15 protein-coding genes are annotated in these 13,128 nt (G+C 61.3%); 9 read left to right on the top strand and 6 right to left on the bottom strand.

Going from position 1 to position 13,128, the window contains the following annotated elements; translation table 11 throughout:
• Nucleotides 1-123: 123 nt before the first annotated feature.
• From QP164_RS19470 to QP164_RS19450, 5 genes are all read right to left on the bottom strand, one after another.
• The gene (locus QP164_RS19470; RefSeq protein WP_333924346.1) at nt 124-696 is read right to left on the bottom strand and encodes a PIN domain-containing protein; all 573 of its coding nucleotides are present in this window, start codon (nt 694-696) and stop codon (nt 124-126) included.
• Complete coding sequence (locus QP164_RS19465; RefSeq protein ID WP_333924345.1) at nt 696-1,178, bottom strand: helix-turn-helix domain-containing protein; 483 nt, start codon at nt 1,176-1,178, stop codon at nt 696-698. Before QP164_RS19465 ends, QP164_RS19470 begins: the two co-directional genes overlap by 1 nt.
• Nucleotides 1,179-1,245: 67 nt before the next feature.
• On the bottom strand, nt 1,246-1,548 hold the full coding sequence (locus tag QP164_RS19460) for a hypothetical protein (RefSeq protein ID WP_333924344.1): 303 nt from the start codon (nt 1,546-1,548) through the stop codon (nt 1,246-1,248).
• 238 nt (nt 1,549-1,786) lie between these two features.
• Nucleotides 1,787-2,350: a recombinase family protein gene (locus QP164_RS19455; RefSeq protein ID WP_333924343.1), complete on the bottom strand. Its 564-nt coding sequence runs from the start codon at nt 2,348-2,350 to the stop codon at nt 1,787-1,789.
• A gap of 96 nt (nt 2,351-2,446) precedes the next feature.
• Nucleotides 2,447-3,031: a recombinase family protein gene (locus tag QP164_RS19450; protein WP_333924342.1), complete on the bottom strand. Its 585-nt coding sequence runs from the start codon at nt 3,029-3,031 to the stop codon at nt 2,447-2,449.
• 347 nt (nt 3,032-3,378) lie between these two features.
• Here QP164_RS19450 and QP164_RS19445 point away from each other — a divergent pair, with 347 nt between their 5' ends.
• The 8 genes from QP164_RS19445 to QP164_RS19410 are packed head-to-tail and all read left to right on the top strand — an operon-like array spanning nt 3,379 to nt 10,373.
• Complete coding sequence (locus QP164_RS19445) at nt 3,379-4,233, top strand: sugar phosphate isomerase/epimerase family protein (protein WP_333924341.1); 855 nt, start codon at nt 3,379-3,381, stop codon at nt 4,231-4,233.
• A 22-nt stretch (nt 4,234-4,255) separates the two neighbouring features.
• Nucleotides 4,256-5,062 (top strand): SDR family oxidoreductase, encoded by an 807-nt coding sequence (locus QP164_RS19440; RefSeq protein ID WP_333924340.1) that lies wholly within the window; start codon nt 4,256-4,258, stop codon nt 5,060-5,062.
• A 22-nt stretch (nt 5,063-5,084) separates the two neighbouring features.
• Complete coding sequence (locus QP164_RS19435; protein WP_333924339.1) at nt 5,085-5,981, top strand: glycosidase; 897 nt, start codon at nt 5,085-5,087, stop codon at nt 5,979-5,981.
• Nucleotides 5,982-6,016: 35 nt separating this feature from the next.
• Nucleotides 6,017-6,859: a cytochrome ubiquinol oxidase subunit II gene (locus QP164_RS19430; protein ID WP_333924338.1), complete on the top strand. Its 843-nt coding sequence runs from the start codon at nt 6,017-6,019 to the stop codon at nt 6,857-6,859.
• 4 nt (nt 6,860-6,863) lie between these two features.
• Nucleotides 6,864-8,954, top strand: a complete 2,091-nt coding sequence (locus QP164_RS19425; RefSeq protein WP_333924337.1) for a cbb3-type cytochrome c oxidase subunit I — start codon at nt 6,864-6,866, stop codon at nt 8,952-8,954.
• Nucleotides 8,951-9,577, top strand: a complete 627-nt coding sequence (locus tag QP164_RS19420) for a cytochrome c oxidase subunit 3 (protein ID WP_333924336.1) — start codon at nt 8,951-8,953, stop codon at nt 9,575-9,577. The genes QP164_RS19425 and QP164_RS19420 overlap by 4 nt, the downstream gene beginning before the upstream one ends.
• The gene (gene cyoD / locus QP164_RS19415) at nt 9,574-9,876 is read left to right on the top strand and encodes a cytochrome o ubiquinol oxidase subunit IV (protein ID WP_333924335.1); all 303 of its coding nucleotides are present in this window, start codon (nt 9,574-9,576) and stop codon (nt 9,874-9,876) included. The genes QP164_RS19420 and cyoD overlap by 4 nt, the downstream gene beginning before the upstream one ends.
• A gap of 2 nt (nt 9,877-9,878) precedes the next feature.
• The gene (locus tag QP164_RS19410; protein WP_333924334.1) at nt 9,879-10,373 is read left to right on the top strand and encodes a DUF421 domain-containing protein; all 495 of its coding nucleotides are present in this window, start codon (nt 9,879-9,881) and stop codon (nt 10,371-10,373) included.
• A 15-nt stretch (nt 10,374-10,388) separates the two neighbouring features.
• Here QP164_RS19410 and QP164_RS19405 read toward each other — a convergent pair whose 3' ends face one another.
• Nucleotides 10,389-11,378 (bottom strand): SDR family oxidoreductase, encoded by a 990-nt coding sequence (locus QP164_RS19405; protein WP_333924333.1) that lies wholly within the window; start codon nt 11,376-11,378, stop codon nt 10,389-10,391.
• Between QP164_RS19405 and QP164_RS19400 the strand changes: the two genes are divergently transcribed.
• Entirely contained in the window at nt 11,377-13,047 is a 1,671-nt protein-coding gene (locus QP164_RS19400; RefSeq protein WP_333924332.1) for a GMC family oxidoreductase, read from the top strand. The two genes, QP164_RS19405 and QP164_RS19400, sit on opposite strands and share 2 nt — an antisense overlap.
• The last annotated feature ends 81 nt before the right edge of the window (nt 13,048-13,128 follow it).

Below are 13,128 nucleotides of genomic sequence, written 5' to 3'. Positions count from 1 at the left end.
TTAGCCGCAGTTCCGCCTATGGCCCGTTACGACATAGAGACACAGAGGTGTCAAAACCGGAGGGTTTTGACGCATCAGATGGGTCGGCGTCTTTCAACTACTTACCGGTGTCAGAACCCTTATTCAAAATAGCTCGGCGAGGGGTTGCAGTCGGTGGCTCGCTTGGACCAAGCCGCTTTTCCGAAAGCGGTCGAGGTAATCTTCGGCGGTTACAGCGGGATTGCGAAACTGACGGCGCTGGCTACCGATCGCGGTCAAAGCCTTGGCCGTATCAAGATCGATGACATTGACGATGAAGTCGTCGGGATGCTTCACCTCGATACCGTGGCGGGCGGCCACTTCGACCGGAAAATCCTTGAGGTTGTAAGTGACGATCGCATCGGCTCTGCCGTGAATCGCAGCTGCAAGAACATGGACGTCCTTGGCATCAGGCAGCGTCAGGGCAGGCATCAGCGGTTCATAGCCTTCCACCAGCGCTTCCCCGAAGCTGTCCATGTAGGCCCGCTGGCGTTGGAAATGGTCAGCTGCCAGATCGGGAAACCGTCGCCTCAGGCTTTCCTCCCACTCGGCCAGGATGGCCTCGCTCCAGAGCGGCCGGAACAGCCGGCTGGCGGCGAACCACAAAAGCGCGCCCCGCACGATGGAGGGGTGCATGACGTTTGCATCGAGCAGGACGGTGTAGCGGCCAACCAGCATCAGGGACGATCGAGGGGCGCGTTATCGTCGAAAAGACCGGCTTCCTGATCCAGATCCGCCATCCCCTGCAGGGCCTCATGCCGGGCCGCATCCATGCGGCTGCGGTAGGTCAGCACGTCGCGCCCGAGCAGCTTACGATGCGTGCCTACCATCCGGAACGGCAGGTCACCGCGTTCTAAGAGCTTAATAAGGTGTGGACGCGACATGTTGAGCAGGTCGGCTGCTTGGCTGGTTGTAAGTTCTGCCTGTACTGGCACGACGGTGACGGCATGACCGTTGCCGATCTCAACCAGCATCTTGACGATGCTGTTGAACACACCAGACGGCAGGCTGATAACGTCTTCGCCTGCACCTTCTACAGTCAGGTGAATGGGGCGGCTGGAGTCTACCCGCGACAGTGCTCGCGCGGCGTTACCGGCAGCCTCGATCTCGTGTGCGGTGGGCTCGTAGGCCTCGTCGATATTGAAGGCCACGGCGGCCATGTTTCGTCTCCCAGGGCGGAGGCCATCTAGTGATTGCAACGCGCAAACGCAATAAGTGAAACGAGCGTCAACGGGAGGACGTTCCAACGCGGTGATCGTCGAGCATGCTGAGCGGGGTGGGCGTGATCCAGTCGCCTCCCAGCATAGGATAGGGACCGTAGAACAGATCCCCCAGCGCACGCCGATAGTGCGCGTTCATCCAGCGCCGGCGTCGATGCTCCGGGCCATCGTGGAGCATGTGGCAGCGCTGGCAGAGCGCTGCGAGCTGGTGAAGCGCACTGTCACTCGGATCATGGTTGAGGTGCGCACAGGCCAGGACCACCGGTGTCCACCGGCCTAGTAGCAGGATGTTCTCCGTAGGCCTTCGCACGCGCCGGCCCCGGCCATTGCGCCAGCATTGCCGGCTCCGATCCCACCACCGTCCGTCGCCCAGGTGGAAGACCTTCTGCCTGTGGGGGCGTCCACAATGCTCGCAGTGTCCCCCCGCCCGCACGAAGCGTATCTGGTGCGAGAGCTGCGCCCAGTCGATCGGGTACAGGAACACGTGCTCGGGGCGGATAGGCATCAGACCTTCCCTGCCGAAACGTCGGGTTGCGCAGCCCACCGCATCATGGAGCCACCGTCGCTGCGGTCAGCGCCCGGTAGAGTGTGGCATGATGGCATTTGAGCAGCTTGGCGGCTTCGCGCACCGATGTGCCTTCGCCTATCAATCGTTCGCCGAGCGCGACCTGATCGGGGGTGAGCTTGGGCGGGCGGCCGAAGCGCACCCCTCTTGCCTTGGCCGCGACCCGTCCGCTGCTGGTGCGCTGGTGGATCAGCTCGCGCTCGAACTCGGCGATGCCGGCGAACACGGTCAGCACCATGCGGCCCGCAGGCGAGGTCGTATCCGCCCAGGGCTCGGCCAGCGAGCGCAGACCGGCGCCGACCTCCTTCAGCCTCTCGGCAATATCGAGCAGGTCGCGGGTCGAGCGTGCCAGCCGGTCAAGCCGCGTCACCACCACCGTGTCTTCGTCACGCAGTTGCTCGATCATCTTGGCAAGCTGGGGCCGGTCACGCTTTGCGCCCGAGATCTTTTCCTCAAACGTCCGCTTGCATCCGGCCTCTTTCAACGCGGCGCGTTGCAGCCGGAGATCCTGGTCATCGGTGGACACACGGGCGTAGCCAATCAACATGTCGCATAACTGTATCGAAACAAAAGTGTATTGCAACAGACTTTTGCGACATAAGTGTATGAGGAAACACGACCGTCGAGAGCACTGTTGCGAAATTTAGGCCTTCCCCGGTGCGGCCCAACCGATCCGCGCTAGCGTGCCAAGCAGGGTAGAGCGCGGTACTTTGAAAGTCCGGCAGACGGACGCTTTACTGGCTCCGCCATCAAGCGCGGCGGTGATCCGTTCGAGCGTTTCCGCGTCGATCATCGGCGGGCGGCCGCCTTGGCGTCCCCGGCGTTTGGCTGCAGCCAGTCCTGCCATTACCCGTTCGCGCGTCAGCGCACGCTCATATTGTGCCAACGCGCCGAACAGGGAGAACAGCAACTCGCCGTGCGGCGTCGTTGTATCCATCTGCTCGGTTAGCGATCGGAACGCGATACCTCGCGTCTTCAGGTCAGTAACGATCGTAAGCAGGTGCGGCAGTGAGCGTCCGAGCCGGTCGAGTTTCCAAACGACCAGCGTGTCGCCCGCGTTTAAATAGTTGAGGCAGGCTTTCAGCCCCGGCCGGTCGTCGCGCGCGCCGGATGCTTTGTCGGTATGGAGATGCCGATGATCAACACCAGCTGCAACCAGCGCGTCGCGCTGGAGATCGACCGTCTGGCGGTCGTCGGCCGACGAAACCCGCATATATCCGACCAGCATGTACGACAAACCCCCGAAAGTATATTCTCGTACACTTTATCAAAGCGACAGGGTTTGTCGATCATTTAAACCGGAGGCGGGTGTGGTTCGGCCAGAGTGCAGGCCCGGGGGTGTCGGCAATCATGTGTTTTACGTCGCCTAAAGAACGAACCTGTTGCATAACTCTTCGTTCTCAACCCTGATATCTATCAACGGTTAACAAGCGACTTTCTAGCCGGGGTGGCTTGGTCGTAACGCGTTGAGACGGATCAAGATATTGTCCATCGACGCCTTTTGCATTGGCTGGAAATGGAAGTCGGCGTAGCGTGCGTTCTGCGGAGCATCACGCCCGACGAGGAGCTGCAACGATGATCGCCACGCCTTATCGTTTTGGGATCAGCGAGTTCACGACGCAGCCATGGTCCTTCGACGAGGATGTCGAGCGGTATGCGCGGCTGGGGGTCGACACAATCGAAGTTGTCGAGGCCAAGCTCGATCCTGATCGCTTTGCAGAACAGATGCAGTCGATCGGTAAGGCGGGCTTGGCCATCAGCGGCGTGCAGCCGAGTGTGCGGACATTTTTCTCCAGTCGAATGAAGCCGGATCCGCAGGGGCTGAACGACCGTATTACCGCGTTGCGCGGCTCGATCGAGCGACTTAGCCGGTACGCGCCAGGGGTGCCCTTCATCACGAATACGGGCGCGCATCCGACAGGTGACATGGCAGATGCCATGCGCGTCGTCGGTGACAAGCTAGGCGAACTGGCAAAAGTAGCAGCGGACAATGGCGTGCTGTTGGCACTGGAGCCGCTCAACCCCAGCTCCGTCAATATCGAAAGCGCCATCTGGACTATCGACCAAGCGCTCGAGGTTATCGATCGTTCCGGCAGCGAGACGGTCGGCCTGTGCCTCGATTACTGGAATATCTGGCAGAATGCCGATGTCGCGGCGCAGATCGCCCGTGCCGGCTCGCGAATCTTCACCGTACAGGCAAGTGACTGGCGGACGCCCCATTCGTTTGCCGATCGCATCGTTCCGGGGGTGGGGGATCTGCCGCTTGCCGAGTTAATCCGTGCGACGCGGAAAACCGGCTATGATCTGCCTTATGTCGTAGAAGTTTTTTCAGACAACGTGCCCGACTCCATTTACGATCTTGATCTCGAACAAGTAGTTAGCGACTGCAAGCAGGGCTTTGCTGCTGCGTGGGCAGCCAGCGAGACCTGACAAATATAACAAGGAGAGCACCATGGCCGATGACACGAAATCGCCGATGTTTACCGGCATGCTGGTCGGCCGTGTAGCGCTGGTGACCGGAGGTGACTCGGGTATTGGTTCTGCATGCGCAAAGGCGCTTGCAGCGGCTGGGGCTGATGTCGCCGTCACGTATTTGCACGATAACGTAGGCGCCGAGCAGACGGTAGAAGCCATACGTGCTTCCGGTCGTCGTGCGTTCGCGATGCGTAGCGATGCACGCGACGAAATTGCGGTTGAGCAAAGCTTCGACCGTGTCGAGCAGGAACTTGGCACCGTCGACATTCTCGTCACGTCCGCAGGAATCAACACCTACGGTATCGAGGTCGCCAAGCTGACGCTCGAACAATGGGAGAACATGCTAAAGACCGATCTCACCGGCACGTTCCTCGCCTGCCGCAGCTGTGTGCGTCGCCTGCGTGAAAAGAAACGCAAGGGAACGATCATCGCAATCAGCTCGATCCATGCCGAAATCGTACGTTCGGGCAGTTCGGTCTATGCCTCGGCAAAAGCCGGCGTGAAGAATTTTGTGGAGACGCTGGGCATCGAGGTGGCACCCGATGGCATTACTGTCAACGCGATCGCGCCCGGCATGATCCTGACACCGATGAATAAGGCGGCCGAAGACTGGTGGATCGTGCGAAAGGTCAAAGGGGAGGTTATACCCCTGGGGCGGCCAGGCCAGCCCGAAGAGGTGGCCAACGTCGCTGTATTCCTAGCTTCGCCTGCTGGCGATTATTTCACGGCCTCGACACTGACGATTGATGGCGGCCTTTCCAAGATGCTGGCGCTGGGCGCCTAACCTCTGCACTGGGAGCAACACCATGCCCATCGAATTTGAGGTCGAGCGGATTGATACCGTCTCGATTTCGGCACCGGACGAGTTGCTGTCGAAGCAACTGATGAGCCCTTTCGTCTGGCAGGAGAAGGACGATGCGCGGTTGCACATGCTTGTCCGCGCGGTGCCGTCGAACAAGGATGAGCAGAAAACGGAAAGTGGTCGCATCTGGTATGGGCAGAGTGGAAGCAACGGTCTATTCTTCCAGATGGACGCTGCGCCCACCATCGTGCCGGGGCCCGGCGGTAAAGACGTGCGTGGTTGTGAGGACCCAACCGTCGTGCAAACCAAGGATGGGTACACTGTTCTATACACCGGCGTTGACGGCAGCGGCACCGGGCACATGCTCTACGCAACCGGTTCCACTATAGCGTCACTCGAAAAGCGCGGGGTCGCGCTTGCGGATAGTAAGACCGAGAACAACGTGAAGGAAGCGACCGTCCTGCGCGACGGCGACACTTGGCGGCTTTTGTATGAATATGCACACAAGGGCCATTCGCTGATCAGCCTTGCTTATGGCGAAGGGGTCGCGGGCCCGTGGAACGAACAGCCCGATCCGTTCGGCATCCGCAAAGGGCACTGGGACAGCTTTCACCTCTCGACCGGACCGTTATGGCGCGGCGATCCCGAGATGCCGGTGATGTTTTATAATGGCGCTGACGAGAACACCGATTGGGGGATCGGCTGGGTCGCTTTTTCACCCGACCTAAGCCGGGTAGTCGCACGCTCGGACAAGCCATTGATTTCAGCTCCAACCGATGTTGACGGTCCAAAAGACATCGCTTTTGCGGCGTCGCTGGTCGACAACGAGGGGGCGTTGTGGCTCTATTATTCGCGCAACGATCGGGAACTCCGGCGTGCGACGATCCGGATCCGACGTTGACGCGGGGGCGCATTGCGCTTGGTATCGTCGCGATATTGCTGCTGACGGGATGCGGCGCGCTCGACCATGGAATTTTGAACGCGCAGGGTCCGGTCGCTCATAACGAACGGCACCTGCTACTCGTCGTGTCGGGGATATTGCTGTTCGTCTGGGTGCCGGTGGTGATCCTCGTTCCACTGATCGCGTGGCACTACCGTCATTCCAATGCAAAGGACGCCTATCGGCCGAAGTGGGCGTTTTCCTGGCCGCTCGAAGGCTTCATCTGGATACCGCCGATCGGCATCGTCATCCTTCTCGCCTTCCTGTTGTGGCCGGCGACGCAGAAGGATGATCCCTATACCCGGCTAACCGGACAAGGGGCGCCGGTTCGCGTCCAGGCGATCGCACTCGATTGGAAGTGGGTGTTCATCTATCCCGATCAGGGCATTGCGACGGTAAACCAGCTTGCCATTCCGGCGGGACGCCCGGTGGCAGTCGAACTGACCAGTGGCACGGTGATGCAGTCGCTGCTGCTGCCGCAGCTTGCCGGCCAGATCTATGCGATGGCGGGCATGCGGACGCGGCTGAATTTCGCAGCTGATCATCCCGGTCGCTATCTCGGCGAGAACGTCCAGTTCAACGGCGGCAAGTTCGCTCACCAGAAATTCCCTATCGTGAGCATGACCCCGGACGCCTACGCGACCTGGGTGGCCCGCGCCCGGCAGGGGACCAAGGCGCTCGATGCCGCCACTTGGGCGAGGCTTTCGCGCCGCGATACCACCGGGCTCGAGACGTACTCCCGGGTCCCACGCAACTTTTTTAATCACGTCGTGACCGCGACGGGCGGAGCTTCGCACCCCCATTCCGGTCAGCATCCCGCCACACGAAAGGCGCCCTGAGCCTGTGCAGACTGCTCATCCTCCGATCTGGCCCGAGGTCCTCGGCCGCTTTACTTGGCACGATCTGCCCTTCGTCCGCGCCTGGGAGAACCCCACTGCCAGCGAAATCATCGGTGCCGGCGCCGCATCGCTCGTCATCATCGGCTTCGTCGTCACCGTCACGCTACTGACCCGGTATCGGCGCTGGGGCACGCTGCTCGAATGGGTAACCAGTCTCGATCACAAGAAGATCGGCATCATGTACGTCGTCATCGCGCTGGTGATGCTGTCACGGGCGTTGGTCGAAGCCGTGCTGATGCGCATGCAACAGGCCGCGGCGGTCGGCGATCCGGGCTTCCTGTCGTCCGATCACTTCTCGCAGCTGTTCTCCACCCACGGCTCGATCATGATCTTCTTCATGGCGATGCCCTTCCTCACCGGCATCATCAACTATGTCATGCCGCTCCAGATCGGCGCGCGCGACATGGCATTCCCCTGGGCTAACTCGGTCGCGCTGTCGCTGACCGGGGGCGGCGCCATCCTGATGATGATCAGTCTTGTCGTCGGCAAATTCTCGACCGGCGGGTGGAGCGGCTACCCACCTTACACCGGTCTCGCCTTCAGTCCCGACGTCGGCCCAGACTATTGGATCTGGGCGGTGACGCTCGGCTCAATCGGCTCGACGCTCGCCGCGATCAACATCGCCTGCACGATCTTCAAGTTTCGTGCCCCCGGCATGACGTACATGCGGATGCCGCTGTTCTGCTGGACGAGTCTCTGCACCAGCATCCTGATGCTGTTCGCGATGCCGGCGCTCACCGTCGCAACCGCGCTCCTCGCACTCGACCGCTACCTGGGGTTCCACTTCTTCACGAACGACCTCGGCGGCAACATGATGAACTACGCCAATCTGTTCTGGCTGTTCGGACACCCCGAGGTCTACATCCTGATCCTGCCGGCCTTCGGGGTCTATTCCGAGGTCGTTTCGACTTACTCGTCAAAAGAGCTGTATGGCTACGTCTCGCTGGTCTTGGCAACGATGGCGATTGCGGTGCTGAGCTTCACCGTCTGGGTCCACCACTTCTTCACCATGGGGCAGTCGGCCAACATCAACGCGGTGTTCGGCATCGCGACGATGACGATCGGGGTGCCGACGGGGGTCAAGATCTATGACTGGATCTGGACCATGTTCCGCGGCGAGGTGCGCTTCGCCGTGCCGATGCTCTACTCGCTTGCGTTCATGATCACCTTTGTCATCGGCGGCTTTACCGGTATCATCCTAGCGATCCCACCGCTCGACTATGTGTTCCACAACACGCTGTTTTTGGTCGCGCACTTCCACAACATGCTAATCCCCGGTCTGCTTTACGGCATGCTCGCAGGGTATACCTACTGGTTCCCCAAGGCGTTCGGCTTCCGCCTGAACGAGCGCTGGGGCCGGGTATCGTTCGGGTGCTGGGTTGCAGGCTTCTATCTCGCCTTCATGCCGCTCTACGTGCTCGGTGCCAGCGGGATGGCACGTCGTACGCACGAGATCTTTCAGCCTGAATTTCGTCCCTGGCTCTACGTCGCCGGCTTTGGCGCGCTGATACTGCTCGCGGCGCTGGCATCGTTGGTGATCCAGCTGGTCGTCAGCATCCGCGAGCGGGATGAGAACCGGGTGTTCGCGGGCGACCCCTGGGATGGTCGCGGACTGGAATGGTCGACCTCGGCACCGCCTCCGGAATACAATTTCGCCGTCATCCCCCATGTCGGGGGGCGCGATCCGTTCTACGACGGGAAGCGCAAGGACGGGTATTACGAGCGCCACGCCCATTACGGCGCGATCACGGTACCCAAGAACAGCATCACCGGATTGATAATCGGTATCGGTGCAACGGCTGCCGCCTTCGGCCTCGTCTGGCATATGTGGTGGCTGGCCGGCATCTCGATGCAGGGCGTCGTCTCAGCGCTCATCCTGCGCAGTTTCGTGCGTGACAGCGACCGTACCATCTCTGCGGCCGACGTTACCGAGACCGAGCACCGCTGGCACGCAGCGATCGAGGCGGCTGATCCGACACCGCGTCCGCTCGAGCTGACGCATCGCAACACCGGCTTGGCGGAGGTCCCGGCATGACCCAGCCTTCCCTTCGCCACGCCGGCATCAATCTGGGCGGCACCGAGCAGGATCCTAATGCCAATGCCGAGAGCGGCATCTTCGGCTTCTGGATGTTCCTGATGAGCGATGCGATCATCTTCGCATTGCTCTTCGCTGTCTATGGCACAGCCGTGGCGGCAACAGCGGGCGGCCCAACCCCCGCCAGCGAGTTCAAGCTCGGCAGCGCCTTCGCCGAAACGCTGTTCCTGCTAACCAGCAGCCTCACGATCGGATTGGCGGTGCTCGCCATGAAATATGACACCGCCCGGCGCCCCGTTTTCGCCTGGATGGGCATCACCTTCCTACTCGGCGTCGCCTTCCTGGCGATGGAGATGCATGATTTCACCACCATGTTCTCGGACGGTGCCTATCCGACCAGAAGCGCCTTCCTGTCGGCGTTCTTCGCGCTGGTACCGCTTCATGGATTGCACGTCCTGGCTGGATGCGTCTGGATGCTGGTGATGGGCGGGCAGGTCCTCGCCTATGGCTTCGACACGCGGGTCAAGATCAACATCCTGCGCCTCAGTCTGTTCTGGCATTTCCTCGACGTCATCTGGATCGCCATTCTGACCGTCGTCTATCTTCAGGGGCATGTCTTGTGAACGAGCGTCGCCGCGAAACACTGACGTATCTGATCGGCTACGTGCTGGCGCTGGTGCTGACGGTGGCCGCCTTCGCGGTAGTCAAATGGCCGGTCGCTGCGGCCAGCACTACGCTGGCAATCATCCTCGGCCTGGCGCTCGTGCAGATGGTCGTGCAATTCCGCTGCTTCCTCCACATCAGCCTTGCCAAGTCGTCGCGCGATGATCTGCTGCTGGTGTTGTTCGCCAGCTTGATCGTCACGCTGATGGTGTCGGGCACGCTGGTGATCATGTTCAACCTGCGCGACCGAATGATGTAGCGGTGGAGGGGCTTTCAACCGCCTTCTCAGCGACGTTCGGCAGCGGCAAGGACCTGAGCGTTGCGCAGGAATGCGCGCGTGCGGTGTTGGTGCTCGCCTACGGCCTCCTAGCGGTTCGCGTGGTTGGCAGGCGCATTTTCGGGAAATGGTCTGCGCTCGATATCGTCGTTTCGATCGTGATCGGATCGAACCTCAGCCGGGCGCTGACCGGAAGCGCGCCGTTGCTGAGCACGCTTGCGGCGACCAGTGTGTTCCTGCTTCTCCACTGGCTGTTGGCGCATCTGGCTGCGCGCTTCCCGGCCATGTCCCGCCTCCTGGAGGGACAAGCCATCACGATCTTCAAGGAGGGCAAGGCCGATCATGGCGCCCGTCTACGCCATTCGGTGTCTAAGGCCGACCTTGACGAAGCGCTGCGTCAGTCTGGGATGTCGAGCGTGAATGACGCACGCCAGGTGACGCTCGAGCCAAGCGGGAAGATCACCGTCCTGAAACGCTGATCTTCCCTGCGGGTGTCAGATATCCAGGCGCTTGGCGGCCCGGTGCGTCAAATAACCTAGCCCGGCGAGTCCAAGTGCATAGAAGGCCGTGCGGTGGCGGTCGGTGAAGAACTCCATGCTGCGGCGACGCGAGCTGTCGTCGAAGCGACCGTGCGCGCTGTAGTCGCCGGGCACCGGCTCGAATAGGTTGGACGGAGCGTCCGCCGGCGTCGGCTCGTCCGTCAGCTGCCCCTTGTAGCCAGCCTTGGCGAGATAGCGGTCGATCAGCCCGGGTGCGACACGATTGCCCAGGATCGCCTTCACCGAGGAGAAGCCCAGCCACACGTCGCGGCGCTTGTGGGTGGCCGCGTAGAAGATGGCCCGTGCAGGGACTTCGGGCTCAAAGATTGGCGCAACAGGGCGCGCCTTCTTCCCCATCTTGTTCAAGGCCCAGTCGAACTGCGGTGTGTTGACCGCCGGCAGGTCGACCATCGTAAGGTGCACATCGATCTTGTCGTGGATGATTTCGGAGCGCAACGAGTCCGTGAACCCCCGGATCGCCGCCTTCGCGCCGCAATAGACCGACTGAAGCGGCACCGAACGATAGGCCAGCGCGGAGCCGACATTGACGATCGTGCCGCGGCGCGTTCGCATCCGCTTGAGCGCACTCATCATGCCATGGACCTGGCCAAGATAGGTGACCTTGGTGCCGCGTTCGACTTCCTCGGGCGTCAGCTTGGCGACGGGCGCAAAGACGGTTGCCATGGCGACATTGACCCATACGTCGATCGGTCCGAGCTCGCGCTCAGTGCGGTCTGCAGCCGCTTCTACCGCCGCGGCGTCGGCGACGTCGGTCGGGATCGGCAGCGCACGAACGCCATGCCGGCGCAATTGCTCGGCTGCGCGCTCCAGCCGATCGGGATCGCGTGACAGCAACGCGACGTCATACCCCTCGCTCGCGAACTTTTCGGCGGTAGCTCGCCCTACTCCTGCCCCGGCTCCGGTGACGACGACGACTTTGCTCATGCTTGATTCCTTATTGATCAAGGTTGGGAACAGCTCTTGGTCAACGGGGTTCCGGCTTTGGCCACAACGGCATCACTTCGCAGCGGACATATACATGGCTGAGAACACTCACTACGACCTCATCGTGATCGGCAGCGGGCCCGGTGGTGCAGCCTTGGCGCAGCGATTGGCGCCTACCGGCAAGCGTATCCTGATCCTCGAGCGTGGCGACTATCTGCCGCGCGAAGAGGCAAACTGGAGCGGCCAGGCGGTGTTCGTCGAGGGCAAGTATCAAGCTGACGAGAAGTGGGTGAACAAGGATGGCGGCACGTTTGCGCCACAGCTCCACTACAATGTCGGTGGCAACTCCAAGGTATACGGCTCGGCGCTGTTCCGCCTTCGCGAGCGCGACTTTGACGAGGTCGAGCATGCTGGCGGCGTGTCTCCTGCCTGGCCCCTCTCCTATCAGGATTTCGCGCCCTGGTACGACGAGGCAGAAGCCCTATTCCATGTTCATGGACGTCGCGGCGAAGACCCGCTCGATCCGGGCAGCACCGCTTACCCCTTCGTACCGGTCAAGCACGAGCCCAAGGTGCAGGAGCTGTCCGACAAGCTGACCGGGCTGGGTCTACACCCGTTCCATCTGCCGCTCGGCATTCTGCTCGACCAAAAAGAAGACGGCTTTGCGACGCCCACCAGCGTGTGCATGCGCTGTTCCTATTTCGACGGTTTTCCATGCCTGCTCAACGGCAAGGCCGACGCGCAGGTGATGTGCGTCGACCCAACCATACGCGACTACCCAAATGTGACGCTCCTGACCGGGGCCTATGCCGAGCGGTTGGATACGGATGCCAGCGGACGCCGAGTGGAGTCGATCCTGGTCCAGCGTGACGGCCGGCAGGAACGCTATAGCGCGGACACGGTCGTCGTCGCATGTGGGTCGCTTTCTTCGGCGCTGCTGCTGCTACGCTCCGCCAATGAGCAGCACCCGAATGGTCTTGCCAACGGCTCGGATCAGGTCGGCCGCAACTATATGCGCCACGAGATGTCGATCGTCATGGCAGTGATGAAACACGTCAACGAGACCGTGTTCCAGAAGACGCTGGCGCTGAGCGACTTCTACTTCAATAGTGGCGATCCCGACTATCCACATCCGCTCGGCCTTATCCAGATGTGCGCCACCAGCCATGCCGACCAGATCAAAGGCGAGGCGCCGCTGGCCTCGATCATGAAACATCTGCCCGACATGCCCTTTGCTGAGATGGCACGGCACTCGATGGACTTCTGGTTGCAGACCGAGGACCTGCCGATCCCGGAGAACCGGGTCTATTATCAAAATGGTCAGGTCCATCTCGACGTGACCGAGACCAACGAAGAATCACTCAAGCGGCTGAAGGCCAAGCTGGAGCAGGTGCTGTCCGATATTGGCTGGCCGGCCATGCTGATCGAACGCTCGCTTTATCTCGGCAAGGACATACCCTTGTCGGGGACGGCGCATCAGGCGGGCACCTGCCGCTTCGGCACCGATCCATCGACCTCGGTCCTCAACCTCGACTGCCGTGCGCATGAAGTCGCCAACCTTTACGTCACCGACGCCAGCTTCTTCCCCTCAATCGGCGCGGTGAACCCGACGCTGACGATCATCGCCAATGCACTTCGCGTCGCCAGCATCATCGAGGCCCGCCTGTGACGACCGCGGCCGTTGCCGCGCTGATCGTGCGTTATGGCATCGTCATGCTGTTCCTGCCGTTCAGCGCGCTCGACAAGATCT

The organism is Sphingomonas sp. LR59, from assembly GCF_036855945.1.
Taxonomy (GTDB): Bacteria; Pseudomonadota; Alphaproteobacteria; order Sphingomonadales; family Sphingomonadaceae; genus Sphingomonas.
The sequence above is the reverse complement of the archived record's forward strand: the minus strand, read 5'-3'. Positions and strand labels throughout refer to the sequence as shown.